Annotated in this window: 22 protein-coding genes; 10 read left to right on the top strand and 12 right to left on the bottom strand. The window is 71.7% G+C overall.

Features of this window, described 5'->3' with window-relative positions:
• Positions 1 to 78: 78 nt before the first annotated feature.
• The 3 genes from AB0C28_RS11630 to AB0C28_RS11620 form a co-directional block, all read right to left on the bottom strand.
• Positions 79 to 2,181 (bottom strand): 3-hydroxyacyl-CoA dehydrogenase NAD-binding domain-containing protein, encoded by a 2,103-nt coding sequence (locus tag AB0C28_RS11630; protein ID WP_357844241.1) that lies wholly within the window; start codon positions 2,179 to 2,181, stop codon positions 79 to 81.
• Positions 2,178 to 3,341 (bottom strand): thiolase family protein, encoded by a 1,164-nt coding sequence (locus AB0C28_RS11625; protein WP_357845279.1) that lies wholly within the window; start codon positions 3,339 to 3,341, stop codon positions 2,178 to 2,180. Before AB0C28_RS11625 ends, AB0C28_RS11630 begins: the two co-directional genes overlap by 4 nt.
• Positions 3,342 to 3,402: 61 nt before the next feature.
• Positions 3,403 to 4,131: a hypothetical protein gene (locus AB0C28_RS11620; RefSeq protein ID WP_358073856.1), complete on the bottom strand. Its 729-nt coding sequence runs from the start codon at positions 4,129 to 4,131 to the stop codon at positions 3,403 to 3,405.
• Between the two features lie 208 nt (positions 4,132 to 4,339).
• On the opposite strand from AB0C28_RS11620, the gene AB0C28_RS11615 reads away from it, so the two are divergent.
• From AB0C28_RS11615 to AB0C28_RS11585, 7 genes are all read left to right on the top strand, one after another.
• Positions 4,340 to 5,851 carry an LCP family protein gene (locus AB0C28_RS11615; protein WP_357844247.1) on the top strand — a complete coding sequence of 504 codons (1,512 nt, stop codon included), beginning with the start codon at positions 4,340 to 4,342 and terminating at the stop codon, positions 5,849 to 5,851.
• A 235-nt stretch (positions 5,852 to 6,086) separates the two neighbouring features.
• Complete coding sequence (locus AB0C28_RS11610; RefSeq protein ID WP_357844250.1) at positions 6,087 to 7,253, top strand: hypothetical protein; 1,167 nt, start codon at positions 6,087 to 6,089, stop codon at positions 7,251 to 7,253.
• Positions 7,254 to 7,513: 260 nt separating this feature from the next.
• Positions 7,514 to 8,506 (top strand): LacI family DNA-binding transcriptional regulator, encoded by a 993-nt coding sequence (locus AB0C28_RS11605; protein WP_357844253.1) that lies wholly within the window; start codon positions 7,514 to 7,516, stop codon positions 8,504 to 8,506.
• A 153-nt stretch (positions 8,507 to 8,659) separates the two neighbouring features.
• The gene (locus AB0C28_RS11600) at positions 8,660 to 9,433 is read left to right on the top strand and encodes a TIM barrel protein (protein WP_358073853.1); all 774 of its coding nucleotides are present in this window, start codon (positions 8,660 to 8,662) and stop codon (positions 9,431 to 9,433) included.
• Positions 9,434 to 9,555: 122 nt separating this feature from the next.
• Positions 9,556 to 10,497: an alkaline phosphatase family protein gene (locus tag AB0C28_RS11595; protein WP_358073850.1), complete on the top strand. Its 942-nt coding sequence runs from the start codon at positions 9,556 to 9,558 to the stop codon at positions 10,495 to 10,497.
• 131 nt (positions 10,498 to 10,628) lie between these two features.
• The gene (locus tag AB0C28_RS11590; protein ID WP_358073847.1) at positions 10,629 to 13,205 is read left to right on the top strand and encodes a PEP/pyruvate-binding domain-containing protein; all 2,577 of its coding nucleotides are present in this window, start codon (positions 10,629 to 10,631) and stop codon (positions 13,203 to 13,205) included.
• 595 nt (positions 13,206 to 13,800) lie between these two features.
• Entirely contained in the window at positions 13,801 to 13,929 is a 129-nt protein-coding gene (locus AB0C28_RS11585) for a hypothetical protein (RefSeq protein WP_358073844.1), read from the top strand.
• A 95-nt stretch (positions 13,930 to 14,024) separates the two neighbouring features.
• Here AB0C28_RS11585 and AB0C28_RS11580 read toward each other — a convergent pair whose 3' ends face one another.
• The 6 genes from AB0C28_RS11580 to AB0C28_RS11555 all read right to left on the bottom strand — a co-directional run bounded on the left by AB0C28_RS11580 (position 14,025) and on the right by AB0C28_RS11555 (position 19,450).
• Positions 14,025 to 14,891 (bottom strand): sugar phosphate isomerase/epimerase, encoded by an 867-nt coding sequence (locus AB0C28_RS11580; protein WP_358073841.1) that lies wholly within the window; start codon positions 14,889 to 14,891, stop codon positions 14,025 to 14,027.
• Positions 14,888 to 16,054: a dihydrodipicolinate synthase family protein gene (locus AB0C28_RS11575; protein WP_358073838.1), complete on the bottom strand. Its 1,167-nt coding sequence runs from the start codon at positions 16,052 to 16,054 to the stop codon at positions 14,888 to 14,890. The genes AB0C28_RS11580 and AB0C28_RS11575 overlap by 4 nt, the downstream gene beginning before the upstream one ends.
• Positions 16,051 to 17,196 (bottom strand): Gfo/Idh/MocA family oxidoreductase, encoded by a 1,146-nt coding sequence (locus tag AB0C28_RS11570; RefSeq protein WP_358073835.1) that lies wholly within the window; start codon positions 17,194 to 17,196, stop codon positions 16,051 to 16,053. The genes AB0C28_RS11575 and AB0C28_RS11570 overlap by 4 nt, the downstream gene beginning before the upstream one ends.
• A 118-nt stretch (positions 17,197 to 17,314) precedes the next feature.
• On the bottom strand, positions 17,315 to 18,541 hold the full coding sequence (locus tag AB0C28_RS11565) for a ribonuclease D (protein ID WP_358073832.1): 1,227 nt from the start codon (positions 18,539 to 18,541) through the stop codon (positions 17,315 to 17,317).
• A gap of 45 nt (positions 18,542 to 18,586) precedes the next feature.
• On the bottom strand, positions 18,587 to 19,180 hold the full coding sequence (locus tag AB0C28_RS11560; RefSeq protein ID WP_357844278.1) for a DUF3000 domain-containing protein: 594 nt from the start codon (positions 19,178 to 19,180) through the stop codon (positions 18,587 to 18,589).
• A gap of 60 nt (positions 19,181 to 19,240) precedes the next feature.
• Entirely contained in the window at positions 19,241 to 19,450 is a 210-nt protein-coding gene (locus tag AB0C28_RS11555) for a hypothetical protein (protein ID WP_357844281.1), read from the bottom strand.
• A 328-nt stretch (positions 19,451 to 19,778) separates the two neighbouring features.
• Between AB0C28_RS11555 and hemE the strand changes: the two genes are divergently transcribed.
• Positions 19,779 to 20,807, top strand: a complete 1,029-nt coding sequence (hemE, locus tag AB0C28_RS11550) for a uroporphyrinogen decarboxylase (protein WP_357844284.1) — start codon at positions 19,779 to 19,781, stop codon at positions 20,805 to 20,807.
• Between the two features lie 55 nt (positions 20,808 to 20,862).
• Here the strand turns inward: hemE and AB0C28_RS11545 are convergent, their stop codons facing one another.
• Complete coding sequence (locus tag AB0C28_RS11545; protein WP_357844287.1) at positions 20,863 to 21,900, bottom strand: DUF4349 domain-containing protein; 1,038 nt, start codon at positions 21,898 to 21,900, stop codon at positions 20,863 to 20,865.
• Between the two features lie 119 nt (positions 21,901 to 22,019).
• Here AB0C28_RS11545 and hemG point away from each other — a divergent pair, with 119 nt between their 5' ends.
• On the top strand, positions 22,020 to 23,423 hold the full coding sequence (gene hemG / locus AB0C28_RS11540; RefSeq protein ID WP_358073829.1) for a protoporphyrinogen oxidase: 1,404 nt from the start codon (positions 22,020 to 22,022) through the stop codon (positions 23,421 to 23,423).
• Between the two features lie 5 nt (positions 23,424 to 23,428).
• The gene (hemQ, locus tag AB0C28_RS11535) at positions 23,429 to 24,130 is read left to right on the top strand and encodes a hydrogen peroxide-dependent heme synthase (RefSeq protein ID WP_346101140.1); all 702 of its coding nucleotides are present in this window, start codon (positions 23,429 to 23,431) and stop codon (positions 24,128 to 24,130) included.
• Positions 24,131 to 24,149: 19 nt separating this feature from the next.
• Here hemQ and AB0C28_RS11530 read toward each other — a convergent pair whose 3' ends face one another.
• On the bottom strand, positions 24,150 to 25,286 hold the full coding sequence (locus tag AB0C28_RS11530) for an ABC transporter permease (RefSeq protein WP_358073826.1): 1,137 nt from the start codon (positions 25,284 to 25,286) through the stop codon (positions 24,150 to 24,152).
• Entirely contained in the window at positions 25,283 to 26,428 is a 1,146-nt protein-coding gene (locus AB0C28_RS11525; protein ID WP_358073823.1) for an ABC transporter permease, read from the bottom strand. The genes AB0C28_RS11530 and AB0C28_RS11525 overlap by 4 nt, the downstream gene beginning before the upstream one ends.
• Position 26,429: the final 1 nt, after the last annotated feature.

Below are 26,429 nucleotides of genomic sequence, written 5' to 3'. Positions count from 1 at the left end.
GACGGCACCATACGCTACGACGGAGCCAGGGCGGAGGTGAGGAGGCCCGCGTGCGAGCCTCCTCAAAGGCCCTTAAAATCAGGCCGGCAGCGAGGCCACACCGGGCGCGAGGAAACGCGGCCGGGCGACGCCGGTCCGGTCGAGATACGGCGTGATCCCGCCCAGATGGAACGGCCAGCCGGCGCCGAGGATCATGCACAGGTCGATGTCCTGGGCGGCGGCCACGACGCCCTCGTCCAGCATGACGCGGATCTCCCTGGCCAGCGCGGCGAGCACCCGCTCGCGCACCTGCTCGGCCGTGGAGGGAGACGAGCCGCCCGCGAAGAGCGCCACCGCCTCCTGGTCGAGGGTGAAGTCCGGCCGGTAGACGCCCGGCTTGCCCGAGGCGACCAGCTTGGCCATGTTCTCCGAGACGCCGAAGCGGTCGGGGAACGCCTCGTGCAGCGTTTCGGCCACGTGCAGGCCGACCGCAGGCCCGACGAGCTGCAGCAGCGCGAACGGCGTCATCGGCAGCCCGAGCCCGTCGAGCGCGTGCTCGGCGGTCTCCAGCGGCGTGCCCTCGTCCACGGCCGCGACGACCTCGCCCATGAAGCAGGTCAGCAGCCGGTTGACCACGAACGCCGGAGCGTCCTTGACCAGCACCGACGACTTCCTCAGCGCCTTGCCCACGGCGAACGCGGTGGCCAGCGTGGCGTCGTCCGTCGCCGCGCCCCTGATGATCTCCAGCAGTGGCATGACCGCGACCGGGTTGAAGAAGTGGAAGCCGACCAGCCGCTCAGGATGCGCCAGATCCGCGCCCATCTCCGTCAGCGACAGCGAGGAGGTGTTGGTGGCCAGCACGCACTGCGCCGAGACCACGGCCTCGACCTCGGCGAACACCTGCTTCTTGACCGCCAGGTCCTCGAACACGGCCTCGATCACGAAGTCGGCGTCAGCGAAGGCGTCCTTCGTCAGCGAGCCGCTCACCAGCGACTTCAGCCGGTTGGCCTGGTCCTGCGACACGCGGCCCTTGCCGAGCAGCTTGTCCACCTCGGCGTGCACGTAACCCACGCCCTTGTCCAGCCTGGCCTGGTCGAGGTCGGTCAGCACGACCGGCACCTCCAGGCGGCGGGCGAACAGCAGCGCCATCTGCGAGGCCATGAGCCCCGCGCCGACCACGCCGACCTTGGTGATCTTGCGGGCCAGCGCGGCGTCCGGCGCCCCCGCGGGCCGCTTGGCCCGGCGCTGCACCAGGTCGAAGGAGTAGAGCCCGGCCCGCAGCTCATCGCTCATGAGCAGGTCGGCCAGCGCCTCGTCCTCGGCGGCGAAGCCCTCGTCGCGGGTGGCGGTCTCGGCCAGCGCGATCAGATCGAGCGCACGGTACGGGGCGGGCGAGGCGCCGCGCAGCTTCATGTCCACCAGGAAACGAGCGTCGCCGACGGCCTTGGCCCAGTCGTCGTCACGGGCGGGCCGCTCCACGGTGACCTCGCCCTTGACCACGCGGGCGGCCCAGCGCAGCGACTCCTCCAGGAAGTCGGCGGGCTCGAACATCGCGTCGGCGACGCCCAGCGCGTACGCGTCCTTGCCCTTGATCATGCGGTTCTGCGACAGAGGGTTCTCGATGATCAGCTTGATCGCGTTCGCCGGGCCGATCAGGCGGGGGAGCAGCTGCGTGCCGCCCCAGCCAGGCACCAGGCCGAGGAAGCACTCCGGCAGCGCCACCGCGGGCACGCCCGCCGAGATCGTCCGGTATCTGCAGTGCAGCGCGATCTCCAGCCCGCCGCCCATGGCCGCGCCGTTCACGAACGCGAACGACGGGATCGCCAGCTCGCCCAGCCGCCGGAAGACGTGGTGGCCGAGCGCGCCGATGGCCAGCGCCTCCTCCCGGGTGGCCAGGCTCGCCGCGCCCTTGAGGTCGGCCCCCACGGCGAACACGAACGGCTTGCCGGTGACGCCCACGGCCGCCAGGTCGGTGCGCTGGGCGATCTCCGACAGCGCGCCGTTGAGCGCGAACAGCCCGTGCGGGCCGAACGTGCTCGGCTTGGTGTGGTCGAAGCCGTTGTCCAGCGTGATCAGCGCCATCGTGCCGGCCCCGTACGGCAGCCGTACGTCGCGCACGAGCGCCTTGGTGACGACCTCGTCGCTGTTGCGCTCGCTGAGCAGCGAACGCCAGGTGTCCATGCCGTTGGTGTCGTTGCTCATGCGAGGTTCTCCCAGATCACGGTGCCGCCCATGCCCATGCCGACGCACATCGTGGTGATGCCGTAACGCACGTCGGGACGCTCGCCGAACTGCCGCGCGAGCTGCGTCATCAGCCGTACGCCCGAGGAGGCGAGCGGGTGGCCGTAGGCGATCGCGCCACCGTAGGCGTTCACGCGGGGATCGTCGTCGGCGATGCCGAAGTGCTCCAGGAACGCCAGCACCTGGACGGCGAACGCCTCGTTGATCTCGAACAGCCCGATGTCGGAGATGTCGAGATCCGCCAGCCGCAGGGCCCGCTCGGTGGACGGGATCGGCCCCACGCCCATCACCTCGGGGTCCACGCCCGCGAACGCGTACGACACCAGCCGCATCTTCGGCCCCAGCTCCAGCTCCTCCGCGATGTTCGCGGCGGCCACGACGCAGCCGGTGGCGCCGTCGTTGATGCCGGAGGAGTTGCCGGCCGTGACGTGGCCGTGCGGCCGGAACGGCGTCTTGAGCCCGCCCAGCGCCTCCATCGTGGTGCCCGGCCTCGGGGCCTCGTCCTCGACGGCCAGGCCCCAGCCCCGCTCCGCCGTCCTGATCGCGGTCGGCACCAGGTCGGGCTGGATCTTGTCGTCGGCGTACGCCTTGGCCGCCTTCTCCTGCGACAGCACCGCGTACGCGTCGGCGCGCTCCTTGGTGATCGTGGGATAGCGGTCGTGCAGGTTCTCCGCCGTCATGCCCATGACCAGGGCGCTCGGGTCGACCAGCTTCTCCGACAGGAACCGCGGGTTGGGGTCGACGCCCTCGCCCATGGGGTGGCGGCCCATGTGCTCGACGCCGCCGGCGATGGCGATGTCGTACGCGCCGAACGCGATGCCGCCCGCGACCGTGGTCACCGCGGTCATCGCGCCCGCGCACATGCGGTCGATCGCGTAACCGGGCACCGTCTTGGGCAGCCCGGCCAGCACGGCCGCCGATCGGCCGATGGTCAGGCCCTGGTCGCCGATCTGGGTGGTCGCGGCGATGGCGACCTCGTCCACGCGCTCGGGGGGCAGGTTGGGGTTACGCCTGATGAGCTCGCGGATGACGCGGACGACCAGGTCGTCCGCGCGGGTCTCCGCGTACAGCCCCTTCGGCCCTGACCTGCCGAAAGGTGTGCGCACGCCGTCGACGAACACGACGTCACGAGAGGAAGGCACGGATTCGCTCCTCGTTGTTAGCAGGGGTTCCGTGTCTATGCTACTCGTCAGTAACTACTCCGCAGACGAGCGCGGCGGCGAGCAGCACGTAGACGGTGCCGGTGGCCGGCTCCCAGAGGTGGGCGCGGGCCCCGAGCAGGGCCACGACCGCCACGACCGCGCCCGTCCAGAGCACCGCGCCCTTCCGCGGGCGCGTGCCGAGGCCGGGGTCCCAGGGATCGCCGGGTGAGCCGCCCGAGCGCAGGGCGCGCGTCACGGCCCCGGCCACGTCGCGGGCCCACAGCAGCAGGAACAACACCCCCGCGGCCACGCTCACCACCGACAGGACCTCGACGGTCCAGGCCAGCACGTCGGCGAAGGTGTACCAGGCGGCCTCGCGGAAGAAGCGCGGCACGGTCCAGCCGAGCAGGAGCGTCACCGTCCAGCCCGCGGCGACGGCCAGCCGGGTCAGCGGGCGGGCCCGGCCCGAGCGGACGAAGGCGTACAGCTCATGTTCGCGCCGCCGCACCATGCGGGCGCGCACACCCCACACCACCTGGGTGAGCGCCAGCGCGGGCACGGCGACGGCGAAGACGCCGAGGGACAGCAGGGCCTGCGGCAGCACCTGCTCCCTGGTCGCAGCCCTGTCGGCGATCAACTGCGCGGTGGCCAGCAGCGAAATCGAGGCGACCAGCGCCACGAACGCGCCGCGCCGGCCGGCTCTGGCCCGCTCGCGCAGCCTCGCCATTTCCTTGGCGCCGGGGGGAGACGCCATCTCGGTCAACAGCATGAACGTCATGATGACGGCACTGTGCGTCATGACGCCCCGCATTCGCGTGCTTTGGATGGAGCCCTCGATGGAGGTGACGCATGAGTACCCAGGACGCCAGGTCTGTTCCATCATGGAGGAGCGAAGTAGGCGCGAGATGCTGGGACCTGTCCTCTTGAGGGCCTGTTTGTGGCTATGCTTCGCGATCATGGTGCGAGGGGTGAACCGCATGAGGGAGCAGCAGGACGAGGCGGTTCTTGGCCGCAGGGTCGCGCCACCCCTACCTCCGCCGGACCATGGAGGACGCCGTTCCGAGCCCCGGCGCAACCCGCTGACGCCGCTCGGCTGGGTGGCCGTGGGGCTGACCATCGTGCTGGTGGCCTCGGTGCTCGGCGGCTACGGCTACTACCGTTACCTCGAAGGCCAGATCGTCCGCGACGCCATCGACGTCGGCCCCAGCCGGCCGCCCGACACCGGCGCGCTCAACGTCCTGCTCGTCGGCTCCGACTCCCGCGACGGCAACAACCAGAAGTACGGCGCCACGACCGTGGGCGCAGGGGAGCGCACGGACACGATCATGCTCCTGCACATCGCCCCCAACCGCGACAACGCCACCATGATCAGCTTCCCGCGCGACTCCATGGTGCTGATCCCCTCGTGCAAGGCCAGGAACGGCACCGCGCTCACCCCCGGCATCCGTCAGATCAACTCCGCCTTCAACGACGGCGGCATCAACTGCACGATCAAGACCCTCGAATCCCTCACCAGCATCAAGATCAACCACTTCGTGAAGGTGGACTTCACCGGCTTCAAGGGCATCATCGACGCCATCGGCGGCATCGAGATCTGCCTGCCCAAGGCGGTCAACGACCCGAAGGCCAAGCTCGTGCTCGGTCCGGGCAAGCACCGGGTGAAGGGTGAGCAGGCGCTGGGGTACGTACGCACCCGCTACGCCCTGGGCGACGGCAGTGACCTGAGCCGGATCACCCGCCAGCAGATCTTCCTCACCCAGGTGCTGAAGGAGATCACCAGCGGCGGCCTGCTCACCGATCCGGGCAAGCTGAACGACTTCCTCCAGGCCGGCATCAAGGCCGTGACCGTGGACGACGGCCTGTCGCTCGACCGGATGCTGGAGATCGCCAACAGCGTCAAGGGCCTGACCGCCAAGGAGCTCAAGGGCATCACGGTACCGATCGAGGAGTACCCGCAGGACAAGGCGCGGGTGCAGTTCTCCGAGCCGGCGGCGAGCAACTTCTTCGAGAGCGTGCGCAACGACGTCGAGGTCACCGCCGCCCCCACCCCGGGCAAGCCGTCCACGCCGAAGATCGAGAACAAGCAGGTGCGCCTCCAGGTGCTCAACGCCACCGGCGAGGAGGGCAAGGCGCTCCAGGTGGCCGACGAGCTGGCCGCCCAGGGGTTCGTGGTCACGCAGGTGGGCAACGCCGCCCTGACCCCGACGACCGCCGTACGGTATGCCAAGAAGGACGCCGAGCAGGGCCCCGCCTACGGTGACGCGGTGGCCGCGCGGCTGTCGAAGGACAAGCGCACGCCCGTCGCGGGCAAGGTCAGGCCGCTGACGGCGCAGCCGTACAAGGGGAAGGCGAAGGCCGCCCAGGCGCCCGGCGGGCCGATCATCCAGCTCGTCATCGGCAGGGATTGGCCCGGCGTGCGGGTCGTCTCGGCGATTCCCGACTCGCTCAAGGACAGGGTCGTCGACAGCAACACGAACCCGTGCAAGTGACCCCGTACTGACCCGTGTGGGTGAAGGCGTTATCTACCCGTACAGACGTGACGGGAAACGTCATTGGGGCGAATGTTACGGAGAGTAATTCTAGCGAAACAAGTGAAATATCCCGACAAGTAATGGTAGGAAGGGGCGCGGTCTGATTTCGAACTAGAGAGGTTCCACCGTGGCGCGCGACGAGAACGACAGGCCATACGAGGATGGGCAGGGTAGGCCGTTAAACCCGGAGTTGATGACGGGTGACGTGCTGTCCCCCCGGTGGAGCACCGAGGACACCGACGAGCAACCCGCTATCCAGGTGGTCGGCAACGAGACCTACATCCTGCCTCTTGACAAGGGCTCGCAACCGATCGACGGGCCGCGTGACGTGCTCGACGACCCCCCGCCGAGGGGATTGCTCGCCCCTGACCCGCACGACGTGCTCGGCGGGCCCCATGACGTGCTGGACGGACCGGGTTCCCGCGACGCGCTGGGCGGCGCGAGCGGTCCGCATGACGTGCTGGGCTCGTCCGGGGGCTACGACCTCGGTGGCCCGAGCGGCGCGCACGACTTCGGCGGGCCCAGCGGCGCCCACGACTTCGGCGGCCCGAGCGGAGCGCACGACTTCGGGGGGCCCAGCGGGCCGCACGACCTGGACGACGGGCTCAGCGGGCCGCACCGGGTCGACAGCGACAACCCGTACCTCCCGCTGGACCGCGGATACGACAGCGACCGCGACGAGCGCGACGACCTCGACGACGACCGGCCCAAGCGCGGCTTCCTCGGCTCCGGCTGGACCGACGACGGCGACGGCAAGGACTCCTACGGCGGGCGCGCGAAGGGCGAAGGCGAGGTGCGCCGCCGCACACGGGTGCTGCTGGTGGCGGCCGTCGCGGTCGTCATCGTCGGCGTGGGCGCCGGCTGGATGCTCACCGGTACGTCCTCCGACGACCCCTGCTCGGGCGCCCAGTGCGCGAGCGCTGGCGAGGTGAACACCCCGTCCGAGTCGGCGCTGCCCGAGGACGAGCCGGTCGAGGAGGAGTCCGAGGAGCCCGCCGACGACGAGCCCGTGGACACGACCACCGACCAGCCGGACCAGCCGCGGGCCTCGGTGCCGGCGACGCCGCAGCAGCGGGTCCGCCAGCCCGCGACGCGGGAGCCTTCGGCCCGCCCGACCGCCACCCGCGAGTCGAAGCCGACCACGAGGGCCACCAACCGGCCCACCCGTGAGCCGCAGGGCCGGATCAACGAGACCGACAGCCGGGGCGACGGGGTCGAGACCGACACCTCGGACAAGCAGACGGACAACGACAGCCAGACGCCGACCGAGACCGACTCCGGGACGACGCAAGCACCGGTGCCCGCGCCGACGCAGGAGGAGCGCAAGGGGCTGCTCGACATCCTGTTCCCCTGGGCCTGACCCGATGACGTGAGGCCGGCCGCGCCCTTCACGGGCGCGGCCGGTTGTGTTCTTTCCGGCGTCCGTCGGCTGCGTCGTCATGAGCGTGAGGACGCGCGTCCTTCTGGGCGAGTCGGTTGCGGCGGAGGGCTTTGCCGCGGATGTGACGGGCGATGTCCCTTCCGGGGTGCGGCATCCTGTTGTACGGGGGCCGGGGCGTGGCAGGATGCGGATCCAGGTGCCGGTCTGGCAGACTTGGAAACCGCTTTCCGGGAGGTCTCGTGGTCACGCTGGAAGACGTCGCCAAGCAGGCGGGCGTCTCGCTCGCGACCGCCTCGCGGGTGCTCAACGGCAGCACCCGCCAGGTGGGCGCGGCCCTGCGGGCGCGCGTCGAGCAGGCCGCGGACGAACTCGGCTACCGGGCCAACATCGCCGCCCAGACGCTGGCCCGAGGGGCGAGCAACGTCATCGGCATCGTCGTCCACGACCTGACCGACCCCTACTTCGCCGCCCTGGCCGACGGCGCCATGCGGGCGGCGGCCACCGAAGGGCTGCTGGTCATGGTGGGCACGACGCATCGCGACCCCGAGCAGGAGATCGCGTACGTGGCGACGCTGCACGCCCAGCGCGTGCGCGCGGTCCTGCTGGTCGGCTCGCGCGTCGCCGATCCCGGCGTCACCGGGCGGCTGCGCGACGAACTGGCCCGCTACCAGGCGGGCGGCGGCAGGGCGGCCTGCGTCGGCCAGGACCTGCTCGGCGTCGACACCGTCGCCCCCGCCAACCGGCAGGGCGCGGCCGAGCTGGCCAGGGCGCTGGCGGGGCTGGGGCACACGAGGTTCGCGGTGCTGGCCGGGCCGCCGCACCTGGTGACGGCGGCCGACCGGAGCGCCGGCTTCGCGGGCGCGCTCGCAGAGCTCGGCCTGCCCGCCCCGCAGGTGATCCACGGCCCCTTCGACCGCGACGGCGGCTACGCGGCGGCGCAGCAGGTCGGGGACGCGACGTGCGTGTTCGCGGTCAACGACGTGATGGCGGTGGGGGCGCTGGCGGCCTACCGCGAGCGCGGGGTCAGGGTGCCGGAGGACGTCTCGGTGGCCGGTTTCGACGACATCGTCACGCTCCGTGATCATGTGCCCGCGCTGACGACCGTACGGCTGCCGCTGAAGGACATGGGGGCGCGGGCGCTGGTCCTGGCGCTGAACGAGGACGACCCGATCGTGGTCGAACAGGTCGCCGGCGAGGTCGTCCTCCGGGAAAGCGTCCGGAGACTCCCCTGACCCCGGCGACCATCGCTCCAGGAAGATGGCGGGTGGCCGAGGGGATCATTGCGGGCCCGTTCTTGGTCGGGTGAGGTTGTTCGGAGGGTGGCGTGCTGGTGATGAAGGCCGGTGTGGACCGTGTGGAGGCGCTGTGTTGATGGGGAGAATGGTGTGAGGCTGGCGGTCAGCACGCTGGGGATGCCCGGCGAAGGGCTGGACAGGGCTATCGAGATCGCGACCGGGCACGGTTGCCAGGGGCTGGAGCTGCGGCTGCATCCGGACACCGGCGTGCACGCGGGACTCGGTCGCGAGGAGCGGGCCTCGGTGCGCGGACGGGTCGAGGGGGCGGGGCTGGAGATCGCCGCGCTGGCCGGATATGTCGGTATATGTGAGCCGGGGCCGGATGAGCCGGTGATCGAGGCGCTCCTCGCCGACCTGCGGCTGGCCGCCGACCTTGGTGCACCCGGTGTACGGGTGTTCCCGCGCGGCGACGATCCGGCCGTCGGCGCCCGGCGGCTCAAGGCGGTCTCAGGACCCGCCGCCGACTTGGGCCGCCGCGTGCTCGTCGAGACGCACGACAGCATGGCGACCGGCGCCGCCGTGGCCGGGTTGCTCGCGGAGGCGGACTGCCCCGAGACCACCGGCGCCCTCTGGGACCTGCTCCACCCGTGGCGGCACGGCGAACCGCCGGCGCGGTCGCTGGCCGAGCTGACGCCGTACCTGTCGTATGTGCAGATCAAGGACGCCGTCTCGGCGCAGGACACCACGCCGGTGCCCATGTGGACCGGGTCGGTGCCCCTGGACGAGGCGGGCGCTCTGCTGCGTGAGACCGGCTTCGACGGCTGGGTGTCGCTGGAGTGGGAGCGAACGTGGTATCCGCAGGTGGCACCGGTCGAGGAGATCCTTCCGGGCGCCGCCGAGTGGATACGCCGATTCACCCCCTGAAAATCGCCGACTGAGCTTCTCCGTGGGTGGGATGCGCCGTTCGCGGGGCGTTTCGTCAGCCGCCGGTCGGCGTTCGGTGTGGGTGGATGGGTTTCGGTGGGGATGGGCGCTTAGATGGGGGGATGTCCGTATTCTCTAGCAAGGTGCTCGTCGTCGGCATGGACGGCCTGCGGTACGACCGGCTCATGGAGCTGCCCGCGCCCACTCTGAAGGCGCTCATGTCCACCGGTGCGTACGGCACCAGCCTCCTCCCCTACGGTGAGGCCGGCACGCCGCGCACCGAGTCGCCCGGCGAGGTCGTGCCCAAGAGTCCCGAGGCGGGTGACGGCGGCCGGGTGATCCGGTCGCGTACCGACTCGGGCCCCGGGTGGTCGTCGATCGCCACCGGTGTCTGGCCCGACAAACACGGCGTCGTGGACAACGGTTTCGCGAGCCACCAGTTCACGAAATTTCCGGACTTCTTGACGCGGGTGAAGCTGGCCCGCCCCACCCTCATCACCGCCGCCCTCTTCTCCTGGGCCGCCCTCGCCGAGCACGGCGCCTTCGGCCCGGGGATCGATCACCGCCTGGCCTTCGACGGGTACGCCATCGGCTGGGCCCTGGCCGACAAGCAGGTCACCGAGGCCGCCGAACGCCTGCTGGGCACCGGTAACCCGGACGCCACGTTCGTCTACCTCGGCGACACCGACGAGGTGGCCCACGACCTCGGCCCCCACTGCCCCGAGTACGCCGCGGCCCTGGAGGCCCAGGACGCCTACCTCGCCCGCCTGCTCGCCGCGATCCGGGCGCGGCCCTCGTACCCGGACGAGCGCTGGACCGTGCTGGTCACCACCGACCACGGGCACGTGGACGCGGGCGGCCACGGCGGCACCTCCGACGAGGAGCGCACGGTCTTCGTGATCGCCAACCGGCTGGGCGAGGACCTGGGCGGGAGCCCGCTGCGGGGGCCGCGGCTGGTGGACGTGGCCCCGACGGTCCTCGCCGCACTAGGCGTGGACCTCGACCCGGCCTGGGACCTGGACGGCTCACCCCTGGACGGCTCCCGCGCGGATGGCTCGTCCTAGGACGGCTCGCCCCAGGACAACTCGCCCACCGACGACTCGCCCTGCCACGGTTGATTCATCATGTGTTGAATTCTTTGCCGGACTGCGTGACACTGGAGATGAAACGACGCTGAACCGGCAGGGAGCATTCGATGAAGACGGCTCTGGAGTTCTCCGAGATCCACGCGGGCATGCTCGCCGAGGTAGGCGGCAAGGCGGCCAACCTCGGCGAGCTGACCAGGACGGGCCTGCCCGTGCCGCCCGGCTGGGTGCTGACCACGGAGGCGTACCGGCAGGTCGCGCAGGGTCTTGAGACCGGCGGCGAAGACCTGGCCGCGCGGGCCAGGCGGCACCTGCTCCAGGCGCCGGTGCCGGACGACGTGCACGAGGAGATCCTGAAGTCCTACGCGGCGCTCGGCGACGACGTGCCCGTCGCGGTGCGCTCCTCCGCCACCGCCGAGGACCTGCCGTTCGCCAGCTTCGCCGGCCAGCAGGACACCTTCCTCAACGTGGTGGGCGGGGCGGCGGTGGTGGACGCCGTCCGCCGCTGCTGGGCCTCGCTGTGGACCGACCGCGCGGTGGCCTACCGCGAGTCCAACGACATCGACCACGCCGCCGTGCGGCTCGCGGTGGTCGTCCAGGTGATGGTGGACGCGCGGGTGGCGGGCGTGATGTTCACCGCCAACCCGGTGACGGGCCGGCGGCACGAGGCCGTGATCGACGCCAGTCCAGGGCTCGGCGAGGCGGTCGTCTCCGGCGCCGTCAACCCCGACCGCTTCCTCGTCTTCGACGGCCGGATCCTCGAACGTCACGCGGGGGACAAGCGGCTGGCCATCCGTTCCCTGCCGGGCGGCGGCACCGAGCGGGTCGAGACCGCGTACGACGGGCTCTGCCTGACCGACGAGGAGGTGCTCCGGCTCGCCGAGCTGGGCACCCGCGTCGAGCGGCACTACGGCGCGCCGCAGGACACCGAATGGGCCATCGACGACGAAGGGCGGCTCTGGCTCACCCAGGCCAGGCCCATCACCACGCTCTACCCGCTGCCCGAGCGGCCCCGTCCCGGCCTGCGGGTCTTCTTCTCCGTCAACGTCGCCCAGGGCGTCATGGGCCCGTTCACCCCGATGGGGCAGGCGGCGTTCCGGGTGATCAGCGCCGGTGGCGCGGGCCTGGCCGGGCACGCGCCCGCCGACCCGCTCGACGGCGCCGCCTTCCTGACGAGCTCGGGGGAGCGGCTGTGGCTCGACCTCACCGCCGCCGTACGCTCCCGCAACGGCCGCGCCATTCTGCCCCGCGCGCTGACGCTGGGGGAGGCCCGCGCGGTGTCGGTGATGGAGCGGCTGTTCGAGGACCCGCGCCTGTCCCTGGCGCACACCTCCCGCCGTCCGTTCCTGCGCGGTCTGGCCCGTTTCATCAGGAACGTGCACGTGCCGTCCCGCGTCCTGACGGCGCTCACCAGGCCCGAGCGGGCGCTGGCCTTAACGGTCCGCCTCGGCGAGGAGCTCGACCGGCGGCTGCGGGTACCCGACTGGGCCACCCCGGCGCAGCGCCTCGACCACGCCGAGCATGTCCTCGTCCGCACGTTCCCGCTGATCATCTCGGTCATGCCGATCGCGGTCACCGGGTACGGCCTGTTCGCGCTGGCGTCCAAGCTCTCCGGCGTGCCGATCAACGAGATGGGCGACGTGCTGCGCAGCGTGCCCCACAACCCGACCACGGAGATGGACCTCGAACTGTGGCACCTGGCCACGCGGGTCGAGCCGGAGCCGTTCAAGGAGCTGACGGTGGCCGAGCTGGTCCGACGCTACCGGGAGGAACGGCTGCCGCCCGTCGCCCAGCGCGAGATCACCGCCTTCCTCGCCAAGTACGGCCACCGCGGCGTCGCCGAGATCGACCTGGGCGTGCCGCGATGGTCGGAGGAGCCCGCCCACATCCTCGGCGTGCTGGCCAACTACCTGCGCATGGACGGCGACCCCGACCTCGCGCCCGCCGCGCAGTTCGCCAGAGGCGAGCGGGAGGCGCGGGCCGCCATCGCCCACGTGGTGGCGCGGGCGCGGCTCAAGGGGCGCTGGCGCGCCGCCGTCGTGCGCTTCGGGCTCGGACGCACCCGCAGATACGCCGGGCTGCGCGAGCTGCCCAAGTTCTACCTGGTCAAGACCCTGGCGGCGATCCGGAGCAGCCTGCTCGTGGTCGGGGAACACCTGGCCGGGCGCGGGGTGCTGGAATCAGCCGGCGACGTGTTCTTCCTCGACCTGCGCGAGACGCGGGCCGCGCTCGACCCGGGCGCCGACCTGCGGGAGCTGGTGGCGCGGCGACGGGAGACGTACGAGCGGGAGCGGCGGCGCCGGCACGTGCCCCGGGTGCTGCTGTCCGACGGCACGGAGCCCGAGGCCCTCGCCCAGCCCGCCGCCGACGGCGCGCTGACGGGCACGCCGGCTTCGGCAGGCACGGTCACCGGCGTGGCCCGGGTGGTGCTCGACCCGATCGGCGCGCACCTGGAGCCGGGCGAGATCCTGGTCTGCCCCTCGACGGACCCCGGCTGGACGCCGCTGTTCCTGACGGCGGGCGGCCTGGTGATGGAGATGGGCGGGGCGATGTCGCACGGGTCGGTGGTGGCCAGGGAGTACGGCATCCCGGCCGTCGTCGGCGTGGCCGACGCCACGCACCGCATCACCTCGGGCCAGGAGATCACCGTCGACGGCGCCGCCGGCACGGTGACGCTCCCGTCCTAGCGACCGTCCTGGCGACCGTCCTGGCGACCGTCCTGGCGACCGGCCTTGTGTCCCGCGACGGACCTAGACGAACGGGATGAAAGCCCGGAGCCGGCGAACCCCCGGCCGCTATGGCGATCGAATGTCCGAGCCCTACAGGAACCACAACGTTCATCAGAAACCTCCGAAGAACCCGCGCCTTCAGGCGGGGGGGAGGAATCGGACCCCTGCGGAGCAGGACAGGGGCAGGCGATTCGCCGCTGGATGAACTGCCGTCGAAACGCGGCGCGAAGCGGCGAGGTTCGGTAGTGCGTTCGACGGTGGCGATGACCAAGCCGCCGGAGCAACGATCGGACATACCCTCGCCGCCGGGCTGGCGGAGAGGCGAAACGCCTGTGGAGCTGGTGTAAGACCTCAACGAGAGATCCCTTTCTCGGGCGGGCGACCGGCGATGAAGCAGGAAACCTCACGGGTGACCGTGGGAATCCCCCTCCCTTCAAGAGGGGGAGGATGTCAATACCAGAGCCTGGTGATGAAGCTCATGCCGTGAGCTGCGAGCGGCGCTCGACAGCGGCTGCGGCTCCGGCCCGGCCCGAAGAGCGGGCCGGGCAAGAGCGTGCCCTCCCTGCCCCCGGTGCTGTCGTGGGGCGAGACCGAACGGCTGGCCCGCGAGGTGCTGCCCGGCTGCCGGTTCCGCCGCCTGCTGCTGCGCCGTTACCTGCTGGTCTGGGACAAGCCGGAGTGACGGCAGGCCCCCAGGAGCTCGGGGGCCCCGCCGGGCAGCGGGTCGCCACCGGGCGGCGGTCGGCTCAGGGCGGCGGGTCGGCGAGGCGCCCGGGCTCAGGGGAGCACGACGTCCGCGTAGCGGGTCTTCATCGTGGCCACGACCTCGTCGGGATCGGCCGCCCAGATGTCGGCGTTGAAGATCTCCACCTCGACGTCCCCGGTGTATCCGGCGGCCAGCACCGCCTCCGTGATCGGCCGGAAGTCGATCACCCCGTCACCCATCATGCCCCGCCCGAGCAGCACGTCCTCGGGCAGCGGATGCAGGTAGTCGCACACCTGGTAACTGGCGATCCGGCGACCGGCCCGCGCGATGTCCTCGAACAGCCTCGGGTCCCACCACACGTGGAAGGTGTCCACCACCACGCCGACCTGCTCCTCGGGGAAGGGCAGGCTCAGCTCCAGCGCCTGCCCCAGTGTGGACAGCACGGCGCGGTCCGGGCAGTAGATCGGATGCAGCGGCTCCAGGGCCAGCTTGACCCCGCGCTCACCCGCGTACGGGGCCAGCTCCGCCAGCGCCTCGGCCACCCGTTCCCTGGCCCCGGCCAGATCACGGGTGAACCCGGTCGCGGGCAGCGCCTCGCCCGGCCGCACTCCCGGCAGACCGCCCACCACCAGCACGAGGCAGGACGCCTCAAGCTCCGCCGCCTCGTCCACGGCCCGCCGGTTGTCCTCCAGCGCCTGGGCGAACGCCCTCTTCCCCTCTTCGCCGGGCAGTCCGCCACCCGTGAGAAAGCCGCCCCGGCACAACGACGAGACCCGCAGCCCTGCGGAACGTACCAGCTTGACGCTCTCCGCGAGGCCCTGTTCGGCCACCTTCTCCCGCCACAGCCCGACCGCCGGAAGGCCGTGCCGTACGCAGCCGTCCACGGCCTCGGCCAGGGACCATCGCCTGGTCGTCCACTGGTTCAGCGACAGGCTCACAGGCCGTTCACCTCCAGCAGCGCCTTCATGCGGCGTACGGCGAGCTCCTGGTCGGTCAGCAGCCCGGCCTGGTCGGCCAGGCGGAACACCTCCGACAGGTGCCGCAGCGAGCGGGCCGATTGCGCGCCGTTCACCATGGCGAACGCGTCCTGGTGGCCGTTCAGCCAGGCCAGGAAGACGATGCCGGTCTTGTAGTTGTACGTGGGCGCCTCGAAGATCTTCCGCGACAGCGGCACCGTCGGGGCCAGGATCTCCTCGTACGCGGCCAGCGCCCGTTCCCGCTCCGCCTCGTCACCCGCGGTCTCTGCCGTGTCCAGCGCCCGCAGCGCCGCCGCGGCGGCCGGGGCGATGGCGTCGAAGATGCCGAGCAGCGCGTGCGAGCCCGACCTGATCAGCGACGGATAGTTGAAGTCGTCACCCGTGTACAGCTTGACGCCCTCGGGCAGCGCGGCGCGCAGCCCCACCTCGTGCTCCTCGTCCAGCAGCGACACCTTCACGCCGTCCACCATCGCGGCGTGGGCGTGGATCAGTTCGAGGAACGAGTCCGTGGCCGCCGCCACGTCGCGCGAGCCCCAGTAGCCGGCCAGGTTCGGATCGAACATCTCGCCCAGCCAGTGCAGGATCACCGGGCGGTCGGTCAGGCCGAACAGCTTGCCGTACACCTGGTGGTAGTCGGCCGGGCCCGAGGCGGCCCGCGCGAGCTGGCGGGAGGCCATGACGATCACGCCGGCGCCCGCCGACTGGACGGTCTCGATCTGCTCGGCGTACGCGGCGGTGATCGTGTTCAGGTCGGCCGCATCGGGCGCGTGGTCGGTGCCCGCGCCGCAGGACACCAGCGTCGCCGGGTCGCCGTACGCGCGGGCCTCCTCGGCGCTGCGCCGGATGAGCTCCTTGGTGGCCGCCCAGTCCAGGCCCATGTTGCGCTGCGCGGTGTCCATGGCGTCGGCGACGCGCAGGCCGTGCGACCACAGGTGGCGGCGGAAGCGCAGCGTGGCCTCCCAGTCCACGGCCGCGGGGGAGCCGGGCGTGTTGTCGCCCAGCGGATCGGCCACGACGTGGGCGGCGGCGTACACGATCCGGCTGGAGGCGGGCGTCGCGACGACCGGCCAGCTCACCGGCTCTCTCAGCGGGTACGTCCCGAAGCAGGGCAGGTCGATCCTCACAGCTGCGGCACCTCGATCCTGCGGCCCTCGGCGTTCGAACGCAGGCCCAGCTCGGCGAGCTGCACGCCCCGGGCGCCCGAGGCGAAGTCGTTCGGGAAGGGCGCGTCCTCCAGCACGTGGCGGATGAACGCCTCCCACTGGATCTTGAAGCCGTTGTCGAACTCGGCGTTGTCCGGCACCTCCTGCCAGCCGTCGCGGAAGCGGGCCGTGGCCGGGAGGTCGGGGTTCCAGACGGGCTTCGGGGTGGCTGAGCGGTGCTGGGCGCGGCAGTTGCGCAGGCCCGCCACCGCACTGCCGTGCGTGCCGTCCACCTGGAACTCGACCAGTTCGTCGCGGTTGACGCGAACCGTCCAGGAGGAGTTGATCTGGGCGACGATGCCGCCCTCAAGGTTGAAGATCCCGTACGCGGCGTCGTCGGCGGTCGCCTGGTACGTGTTGCCCTGCTCGTCCACCCGCTCCGGGATGTGCGTCACGGCCTGGGCGTAGACGGACCGGACCCGGCCGAACAGGTTCTCCAGCACGTAGTGCCAGTGCGGGAACATGTCGAGCACGATGCCTCCGCCGTCCTCGGCGCGGTAGTTCCACGACGGGCGCTGGGCCTCCTGCCAGTCGCCCTCGAACACCCAGTAGCCGAACTCGCCGCGCACCGACAGGATCCGGCCGAAGAAGCCGCCGTCGATCAGCCGCTTCAGCTTGAGCAGGCCGGGGAGAAAGAGCTTGTCCTGCACCACGCCGTTCTTGACGCCCTTGGCCGCAGCGGCCTCGGCCAGCGCGAGCGCCTCCTGCGTCGACTCGGCCGTCGGCTTCTCGGCGTAGATGTGCTTGCCCGCCTCGATGGCCTTTAGCACGGCCTTCACCCGGGCGCTGGTGACCTGGGCGTCGAAGTAGATCAGGTTGTCGTCGGAGGCGAGGGCCGCGTCGAGGTCGGTGGTGAAATCCGAAATGTCATGCTTTGTAGCGATATCAGAAAGCTTGTCGGCGTTGCGGCCGACCAGTACGGGCCTGAGCTTGACCCTGGAACCGTCCGAGAGCGTGACGCCGCCCTGCTCGTTGATGGCCAGAACCGAACGGACCAGATGCTGGCGGTAGCCCATCCGCCCGGTGACGCCGTTCATCACGACCCCGATGGTGCGCACGCTCATGAGGTTCCCTTCACATGGAAAGCGCTTTCCCGAACGGTACGGCCGGGCCACCGAGGGCGTCAAGTGGCGCGAACCTCAGGTGAGCCTCGACCGCGGGTGAGTGCACCCGGTGTCGAGCTTAGGGCCCGCCGCGTACCTCCAGCCTGGCCAGGGCCTTGGCGATGGGGTGGGCGGCGAGGGAGAGCTGCCACTCGCGGGCGCCGAGCTCGCGCAGCCGGGCGGTCACGCTCTCGTCGGTGATCTCGGCGGGCGGCTCCCAGGTGAGCCTGCGTACGGCGTCGGGCTGCAGCAGGTTCTCGGTGGGCATGTGGTGCTCGTCGGCCAGCGCCGCGACCACCGCGCGGGCCGCGGCGAGGCGCTTGGCGGCGGCCGGGTCGCGGTCGGCCCAGCGGTTGGGCGGAGGCGGGCCGTCACCGGGCGTGCTGGGCTGGGGCAGCTGGTGGTCGGGCAGGTTTCTGGCCCTGGCCACCGCGGCGAGCCAGTCGTTCATGTGCCTGCGCGCACTTCGCCCGGTGAATGCTGAAATTTCGGTCAATGCCTTCTTCGTACGCGGGCCCTCCAGCGCGGCGGCGACGATCGCGGAGTCCGGCAGCACCCGGCCCGGCGCGAGGTCGGCCTCACGGGCGATCTGGTCGCGCATGGTCCACAGCTCCCGCACGATCGCCAGGGCCCGGACGTTGCGTACCTTGTGAATGCCCGACGTGCGGCGCCACGGATCGGAGCGCGGCACCGGCGGCGGGGTGCCGAGCACGGCGGCGAACTCCTCGCGCGCCCACTCCAGCTTGCCCGAATCCGCCAGCTCCCTGTGGAGCACGTCGCGCAGCTCTACCAGCACCTCCACGTCGAGCGCCGCGTAACGCAGCCAGTCTTCCGGCAGCGGCCTGGTGGACCAGTCGGCCGCCGAATGGCCCTTCTCCAGCCGCAGCCCGAGCACGGTCTCGACCATCGTGCCGAGGCCTACCCGCTCGTAGCCGAGCAGCCGGCCCGCGAGCTCCGTGTCGAACATCTCGCGCGGCTTGAACCCCACCTCCATCAGGCACGGAAGGTCCTGCGACGCGGCGTGCAGGACGATCTCGGCCTCCGCCACGGCCTGATCGAGCGCCGACAGGTTGGGGCAGCCGATCGGGTCGATGAGCGCGGTGCCGGCTCCGGCGCGGCGCAGCTGCACGAGATAGGCGCGGTTGCCGTAGCGGTAGCCGGAGGCGCGCTCGGCGTCGACCGCGACCGGGCCCGTGCCCGCGGCGAAACGCGCCACGACCTCGTCCAGCCCGGCGGCGTCGGCGACGACGGGGGGGATGCCCTCGCGCGGCTCCAGCAGTGGCTCCACTGTGCGTTCTTCTGTCATGAGTTCACCGACCTCATGACGCGCGTGCTGTCTTGACTGGTGCCCTCACTTCGTTCGGTCACTCTCCGGATCATCACGTCGGCGGGGCAGCGCGGCCACGTCGGGCGGGAGCGGCGGGATGCCCGCGGCCACGCACATCAGGTCGCACCAGGCGGCGACGTGGCCGGACAGATCCTCCTGCGCGGGTGACCACGACGCCCGCAGCTCAAGCTCGGTCGTGACCGGGTCGTCGGCCTTGTTGCCGAACCCCTCGGAAACGGCTCTTGTCACCGTACCGCCAGCGGCCGAGTAGTCGGCTTGATGCGCGTCGAGAGCTTCGGTCAGCCAGCTCCAGGCGACGGGCCCGAGCAGCGGGTCGGAGGTGATCTCCGGCTCCATGTCGGCCCTGACGTAGGCCACCAGCCGGAACGGGCCCTCCCATCCGCGCTGGCCGTCGGGGTCGTAGAGCAGGATCAGCCGGCCGACCGCGAGCTCGTCGTCGTCGCGGTAGACCGACGCGCCGATGGCCGCGGAATAGGGGGCCAGCCGCTGCGGCGCGGGCAGGTCTTCGAGCTCGATCTCCGGGCGCACCTCGGCCTGCCGCAGGCTCGCCGCGGCACGCGTGAACGCGGCGGGCGGCGGCTGGTCACCGAGCGTCATAGCCGAAGCGTAGGTCGAAGACGGGTGGAAGGGGACCACGGGGGTGCTCATCCTTCGTGATCAAGCCGCTGCCGTAACCAGCTGGCGTGCCGGGCGGGTGGACTCCACGGTGCCGAGCGTGATCGCGTGGCCGCAGCCGAGGCAGGCCCACTCGGGGCACTCGCCGGGCTCGTGCCCGTCGAGGCACGGCGGCTGCTCGAAAGGCCGCTCGTCGGCGCAGGCGGGGCAGCGTTCACTGCGGCGCTCTGGAGAACTCCACAACGCGGTCATCGCATGAGTCATCGAACCGGGGCCTTTCTTCGGGTCGTGGCTCCGACGTTGGCACGAGCCGCTGACAATTCCCCGCAACGCGCTCGGCGTGTCCCGAAAGTGGTCGCTGAATCGATGCCGCGCGGTGGCTTGGGCAACATTTGGCCCAGTCGAGACCGGCTCTCTGGGCGGGCATGGGGTGTGTTCGACCCGTGTGCGCTGCCGATGCCGAGCAGACCGGTAAACCTTCATCTGACTATCTGATCATGATTTGGGGTGTCCAATGCATCTTTTTCCGACACCTCGCGCCGGTGTCGTGACCGGCCACCGCCCGTGGCACCCTTGTCTGGTGAACCTCGCCGACTCCGCCTTCCTGCGCGCCTGCCGCCGCGAACCCGTGCCCCACACCCCTGTCTGGTACATGCGTCAGGCCGGGCGGTCGCTGCCGGAATACCACAAGGTCCGTGCGGGCGTGCCGATGCTCACCGCGTGCGCGACGCCCGACCTTATCGTCGAGATCACCCTGCAGCCGGTCCGCCGCCTCGGCGTCGACGCGGCCGTCTTCTTCAGCGACATCGTGGTGCCGCTCAAGGCCATCGGCATCGACCTCGACATCAAGCCGGGCGTCGGCCCGGTCATCGCCGACCCGATCCGCGACGCCAAGGGGATCGAGGCGCTGCGCCCGCTGGAGCCAGGCGACATCCCCTACGTCACCGAGGCCATTAAGGCGCTGACCGGCGAGCTCGGCGCCACCCCGCTCATCGGCTTCACCGGCGCGCCGTTCACGCTCGGCTCCTACCTGATCGAGGGCGGCCCGTCCAAGAACCACGACCGCACCAAGGCCATGATGTACGGCGCCCCCGAGCTGTGGCACGCGCTCATGGACCGGTTGACCGGCATCGTCCTCGAACACCTGCGCATCCAGGTCGCGGCCGGAGCCTCGGCCGTGCAGCTCTTCGACTCCTGGGTGGGGGCGGTGGCGCCTGACGACTACCGCGAGTTCATCCTCCCCTACACCCGGCGCATCTTCGAGGGTGTCGCCGGCGTGCCGCGGATCCACTTCGGCGTGGGCACCGGCGAGCTGCTCGGCGTGCTCGGCGAGGCAGGGGCCGACGTCGTGGGCGTCGACTGGCGGGTGCCGCTCGACGAGGCCGCCCGCCGGGTCGGGCCCGGCAAGGCGCTGCAGGGCAACCTCGACCCGGCGATCCTGCTGGCGCCGTGGGAGGTGGTCGAGCGCAAGGCGCGCGAGGTGCTGCGGCGGGGCGAGGCGGCCGAGGGGCACGTGTTCAACCTGGGCCACGGCGTGCTGCCCTCGACCGATCCCGACCAGCTCAAGCGCCTCACCGACCTCGTCCACGAGCACACCCCCACCGCCTGAACGTCCCCCCGACGACCGGTCGGGTCCCATCGGCCAAGCGTGCCGCGCCGGGCGGTCAGGCTTCGACGGCCTCCTTGCCTGGGCCGGGCTCCTCGGGGCTCGGCTCCGAGGGGCCGGGTTCCGTGGGCCGGCCCGCGTGCTGGGCCGGCGCCGGGCCGGACGGGGGAGCGGGGCGCCGGGCGCGGTCACGCCGGACGCGCCAGACCACCAGCGCGATCAGCGGCGACGCGAACAGCAGCCACGGCAACAGCGCCCCGATCACGGTCAGCGCGATCTTCGTGAACGACACCAGTGCGTTCCATCCGGACTTCAGCCCGCCGAGGAACCCGGCCGGCTCCTCCACCGGATCCACCACCTCGGCCGCCGGGCCCACCAGCTGCAGGCTCAGCGTGGCCATCGAGACCTGCGCGGCCAGCTCCTTCTGCTGCGCCTGCAACGACTCCAGGTCGGCCTCCCGGGTGGAGATCTCCCGCTCGACCTGCAGCACCTGGCCGATCGTGTCCGCCTTCTTCAGCAGCGTGCGCAGCGACTCCAGCGACTCCTGGGCCGACTTCAGCCGGCTCTCGACGTCGGCCACCTTCAGCGTGACGTCCTCGGTGCCCTGCCGCATCGACAGCTGCTTGCCCAGCTCCTTGCCGAACCGGCCCACCACCTCGGCGTACTTCGCCGGCGGGATCTTGAACTCCAGCGTGGCGGAGTCCTCGGTGTCGCTGGCCGAGCTCGTCTGCTCCTGCGACAGGTAGCCGCCGGCGGCGGTGACGATCTGCTTGGCCTGCTGAGCGGCCGTGCTCACCTGCTTGGCCCGTACGGTCATGTTCCCCGTGTAGATGACCTGCCGGTCCTGCCGGGTCACCTTGACATCGGCGGCCACTCCGGCCCGCCCCGCCTGCGGCCGGGCCGCCTGCTCCCGCACGTCGCCGTCCTGGGCGGCGGCGTCCTGGGGAGCGCGCTGGGCCGCGTACTCCCGGGAAGGGGCGCCGGCGGCCTGGCTCCCCGAGTCGGATTGGACCAGCCCGCCCCCGCCCCCGCAACCGCTCAAGGCCAGGGCGGCACAGGCCGCCGATAACGCGATGCCGTACCGGATTCTCCTCATGCCCTAATGACGGCCCCTGCACCGCCTCGGTTTGACCGGGACCATCACGTTCAGATCACTGTGTCAGATCACCGGCCCGAAGAGCTGAGCACCGGGGTGAGGCGGTAGCGTCGGGAGGCGTGGATGGGAAACGGGCGCACGTGGTCGTCATCGGCGCGGGGATCTCCGGGCTGACCGCCGCGTGGTATCTGCACCAGGGCGCCGTCGACCGGATCAAGGTGACGGTCCTGGAGGGCTCGCCGCGCATCGGCGGCAAACTGTACGCCTCGGAGGTCGCCGGGGTGAGCGTGGACGCCGGCGCGGAGGCCATGCTGGCCCGGCGTCCCGAGGGGAAAGAGCTGGCCAGAGCGGTCGGCCTCGGTGACGACCTGGTGCTCCCCGGCACCACGCGCTCGGCCGTCTACACCAGGGGCACGCTCCGCCACCTGCCGAAGGGCCAGGTCATGGGCGTGCCGTCCGACCTGACCGAGCTGGCCAAGTCGGGCATCGTCTCGCCCGGCGGCCTGGTACGCGTGCCGCTCGACCAGATCCTGCCCGCGACCCTCGTCCGCACCGACGTGTCCGTGGCCGCCTACATCCGCGCCAGGATGGGCGCCGAGGTGGTCGACCGGCTGGTCGAGCCGCTGCTCGGAGGCGTCTACGCGGGCCGCGCCGACATGCTCTCACTGGAGGCCACGATGCCGCGGGTGGCGGCGGTGGCCCGTTCTGAGCGCTCGCTGCTGACCGCGGCCAGGCAGCTCGTCGAGGAGGCGCCCAAGGACGCCGGCCCCGTCTTCACGTCGCTGCGGAACGGCATCGGCTCCCTGCCCGAGGCGGTCGCCAAGGCGTCGGAGGCCGAGGTCAGGACCGGCGTGACCGTACGCGAGCTGCACAGGACCGAGACCGGCTGGCGGCTGGTGACGGGCCCGGTGCCGCGACCGGAGATCATCGAGGCCGACGCCGTGATCGTGGCCACGCCGGGCCCGGCGGCGGCCAGGCTGCTCAAGGCCGAGGCGCCCAAGGCCTCCGCCGAGCTGGCCCGCATCCAGTACGCGAGCATGGCCGTGGTCACCCTGGCCTATCCCGTGGACGCCTTCCCCGAGCCGCCCGCCTCCAGCGGGTATCTGGTCCCGCCGGTGGAGCGGCGGCCGGTCAAGGCGGTCACGTTCAGCTCGGTGAAGTGGCCCCACCTGGCCAAGGACCTGGTGATCCTGCGCTGCTCGATCGGCAGGATCGGCGAGGAGCACCTGCTCCAGCGCGAGGACACGGAGCTGGTCTCCCTGGCCATGGCCGAGATGGCCGACGTGATGGGCGTGCGTGGCCTGCCGGTCGACAGCAGGGTGACGCGCTGGGGCGGCGGCCTGCCGCAGTACAACGTGGGCCACCTCGACCGGGTGGCCAGGGTGCGCGCCGCGGTCGCCGTGCAGCCGGGGCTGGCCGTGTGCGGCGCCGCCTACGACGGCATCGGCATCCCCGCCTGCATCGGCACCGCGCGTACGGCCGCCGCCCGGATTCTGGACCACCTGACCGGCGGAGGAGAATAGGAGCCATGACAGAGGGCGCTCCGCGGCCGAAGGCCCGCGATCTCAACCAGGTGATCCGTTACACGATGTGGTCGGTCTTCCAGCTGACCGAGCCGTGCCCAGGCGACCGCGACAACCTCGCGGCGGAGGTCCAGGAGCTGCTCGACCAGGCCGCCGGCAAGGACGTCGTGACCAGGGGGGTCTACGACGTCTCGGGCTTCCGGGCCGACGCCGACTTCATGTTCTGGTGGCACGCTGCCACGCCCGAGGACCTCCAGGACGTCTACTCCCGGTTCCGCCGCACGGAGCTGGGCCGGCGCACCAGGCCCGCCTGGTCGGCGATGGCGCTGCACCGGCCGGCCGAGTTCAACAAGTCGCACATCCCGGCCTTCCTCGCCGAGGAGGAGCCGCGCGCCTACGTGAGCGTCTATCCGTTCGTCCGCTCCTACGAGTGGTATCTGCTGGAGGACTCCGAGCGCCGGGCGATGCTGGCCGAGCACGGCCGGATGGCGCGCGACTATCCCGACGTGCGGGCCAACACGGTGGCGTGCTTCTCGCTCAACGACTACGAGTGGATGCTCGCGTTCGAGGCCGACGAGCTGCACCGGATCGTCGACCTCATGCGTACGCTGCGGGCGGCGAAGGCGCGTCGGCACACCCGCGTGGAGATCCCGTTCTACACCGGCGCCCGCAAGCCGGTGCAGGAGCTCGTCGCCGCCCTGCCCTGACAGGCCTTGCCGGCGAACCTCAACGGGTCAGCGCGGCGCGCAGCCGCCACGCGCCGAGTGCGAACAGGGCGGCCGCGTACCCGGCCAGCACGCCGAGCTGCGGCAGCACGGTGGCGATCGTGCCGCCGCGGCCCAGCAGCTCGGCGAAGCCGTCCATGGCCCAGGCGTGCGGGGTGAGGTGCGCGACCTGCCGCATCGTGCCGGGCAGCAGGTCGAGCGGCACCATCGCGCCGCCGATCGCGCCCAGCCCCAGGCCGAGCAGCAGCCCGAGGGAGAGCGCCTGCTGCTCGGTGCGCATCGCCGCCCCGAGCAGCATCCCGGCCCCGCCGCCGACGAGCGAGAACGCCAGCAGCAACGCGGCCGCGCCGAGCGGGTCGCCCCAGCGCACGCCGAACAGCAGCGCCGAGCCGAGCATGATGATCAGCCCCTGGGCCAGCGCCACGGCCACCCGCCCCGCCGCCTCGCCGAGCAGGATCCGGCCGATGGCCATCGGCGTGGCGTACATGCGCCGCGAGACGCCGTACCTCCTCGTCTCGATCAGCGCCGTCGCGCCGGTCAGCGAGGTGAGGAACGTGAACAGCAGCAGTTGTGTGCTCGCGGCGGTGACGAATCCGTCGCCGCTCCCGGTTTCCGCGGGGGCGCCGATGGTGGCGTAGGCCACGGTGACGCCCGGCACCCGGACCGCCTCCGCCCTGGCCAGGCGCTGGTCGAAGGAGCCGTCGCGGGCGTACGCGGCGGCCCTGGCGGGCATCGCGACCTGCTGCACCACCGAGCGCACGGCGGCGCCCAGTTGTAGCGAGGAAGGCTCGTTCCGGCTCAGCAGCGGCAGCGACACCCGGGCACGGCCCGACATGGCGCCCTCGTAGCCCGCCGGGATGATCAGCGCCGCGGCGAGCCTGCCGCGCTCGACCAGTTCGCGGGCCTCGGCGTCGTCGCCGACCCGGACGACCTCCATCCGCCCGGACCGCTCCAGCGCCGCCACCAGTTCGGCCGCCCGCGCGCCCGCGTCGCCCGCGACGCCGAGCCTGGGCACGAAGCCCGAGCCGAACGACAGGCCCAGCACCATGATCAGCACGATCGGGAAGACGACCACGAAGAAGAGGTTGGCGCGGGCCCTGAAGAGCCTGACCAGGTTCACCCAGGCGATGGCGATCATGGGCGCAGCATCCTTCTCAGCCTCGTCAGCGCGATCCCGGTGGTCACCGCGGCGAACCCCAGCAGCGCCAGCGTCGGCACCGGGGCCAGCACGGGCGCGTGCTCGCCGTGCAGGTCGGCCAGCCCCTGGAGGAACCACCGGTGCGGGGTGAGCAGGCTCAGCGTCGCGAACGTCTCACCCAGCTGCTGGAACGGGATGAAGACGCCGCCCAGCACGCCGAGCAGCACCGCCACCACGGCCTGCCCGTTCTGGGCCTGCTCGGTGCTCCGCGCCACGGTCGCGACCAGGGCCATCACCCCGGTGGCCGCCAGCACGCCCGCCACGACGAGCAGCCCGACGCCGAGCGGGTGGCCCCAGCGGGCGCCCAGCAGCAGCGACGAGGCGACGACCAGCACGGTCATGCTCATCACGCCGACGACCACGCCGCTCAGCAGTTTGCCGAAGGCGATCGTGGCGCGGGGGACCGGCGCGGCCAGCAGCCTGGCAAGCGTGCCGTCGCGGCGTTCGTCCAGGATCGAGCTGAACCCGAACTGTACGGTGAAGAACAGGAAGAACACCGCGATACCGGCCGAGAAGCTCTCCGCCAGCGACAACTGCCGGCGCTCGGCCGTCAGGTCCTCCAGCGTGACGGGCGCGGGCACGGCGGCGGCCTCCTGCGGGGAGCCGCCGCCCCTGACCGCCAGCGCCACCTGCACGTACCGGACCTCGGCCGCGAACGCGTCCGCGACCGAGCGGGCCACGAACGAGCCGATCGGGGCGTTCGCGTCCCCGAGCACCCGCAGCGTGGCAGGCCGCCCGCTCAGCACGGCACGGCTGAACCCGGCCGGGATGACGTAGGCGGCGCGGGCCTGGCCGCGCGCGATCAGGTCACGCGCCTCCTGCTCGGTGGCCGCCGTCCTGAGCCTGAGCACCCGCCGCCGTTCCAGCGGGGCCAGCACCTGTTCGGTGAACGTGCGCGCGATCTGCTCCCCGTCCTGGTCGGCCACCGCGAACGTGGCCGTCTCCTGCCGGTCGACGCCGCTGAAGACCACGCTGAAGATCGCCGCCAGCCCGAACGGCACCACGAGGGCCAGCAGGAACAGCGACCTGTCCCTGACCCGCTGACGCAGGTCCTTGGCGGTGATGAGCAGCAGCGGCCCCATG

Source organism: Nonomuraea sp. NPDC048892 (assembly GCF_040649735.1).
GTDB classification, from domain to species: domain Bacteria; phylum Actinomycetota; class Actinomycetes; order Streptosporangiales; family Streptosporangiaceae; genus Nonomuraea; species Nonomuraea maheshkhaliensis.
The sequence above is the reverse complement of the archived record's forward strand: the minus strand, read 5'-3'. Positions and strand labels throughout refer to the sequence as shown.

What these genes read in the sequence shown, in the direction of transcription:
- AB0C28_RS11595 (WP_358073850.1), top strand. Translation starts at nt 9,556, where the DNA reads ATGTCCGTATTCTCTAGCAAGGTGCTCGTCGTCGGCATGGACGGCCTG.
- AB0C28_RS11615 (WP_357844247.1), top strand. Translation starts at nt 4,340, where the DNA reads ATGAGGGAGCAGCAGGACGAGGCGGTTCTTGGCCGCAGGGTCGCGCCA.
- AB0C28_RS11530 (WP_358073826.1), bottom strand. Translation starts at nt 25,286, where the DNA reads ATGATCGCCATCGCCTGGGTGAACCTGGTCAGGCTCTTCAGGGCCCGC.
- AB0C28_RS11545 (WP_357844287.1), bottom strand. Translation starts at nt 21,900, where the DNA reads ATGAGGAGAATCCGGTACGGCATCGCGTTATCGGCGGCCTGTGCCGCC.
- AB0C28_RS11590 (WP_358073847.1), top strand. Translation starts at nt 10,629, where the DNA reads ATGAAGACGGCTCTGGAGTTCTCCGAGATCCACGCGGGCATGCTCGCC.
- AB0C28_RS11620 (WP_358073856.1), bottom strand. Translation starts at nt 4,131, where the DNA reads ATGCTGTTGACCGAGATGGCGTCTCCCCCCGGCGCCAAGGAAATGGCG.
- AB0C28_RS11630 (WP_357844241.1), bottom strand. Translation starts at nt 2,181, where the DNA reads ATGAGCAACGACACCAACGGCATGGACACCTGGCGTTCGCTGCTCAGC.
- AB0C28_RS11565 (WP_358073832.1), bottom strand. Translation starts at nt 18,541, where the DNA reads ATGACAGAAGAACGCACAGTGGAGCCACTGCTGGAGCCGCGCGAGGGC.
- AB0C28_RS11560 (WP_357844278.1), bottom strand. Translation starts at nt 19,180, where the DNA reads ATGACGCTCGGTGACCAGCCGCCGCCCGCCGCGTTCACGCGTGCCGCG.
- AB0C28_RS11610 (WP_357844250.1), top strand. Translation starts at nt 6,087, where the DNA reads ATGACGGGTGACGTGCTGTCCCCCCGGTGGAGCACCGAGGACACCGAC.
- AB0C28_RS11555 (WP_357844281.1), bottom strand. Translation starts at nt 19,450, where the DNA reads ATGACCGCGTTGTGGAGTTCTCCAGAGCGCCGCAGTGAACGCTGCCCC.
- AB0C28_RS11570 (WP_358073835.1), bottom strand. Translation starts at nt 17,196, where the DNA reads ATGAGCGTGCGCACCATCGGGGTCGTGATGAACGGCGTCACCGGGCGG.
- hemQ (WP_346101140.1), top strand. Translation starts at nt 23,429, where the DNA reads ATGACAGAGGGCGCTCCGCGGCCGAAGGCCCGCGATCTCAACCAGGTG.
- AB0C28_RS11525 (WP_358073823.1), bottom strand. Translation starts at nt 26,428, where the DNA reads ATGGGGCCGCTGCTGCTCATCACCGCCAAGGACCTGCGTCAGCGGGTC.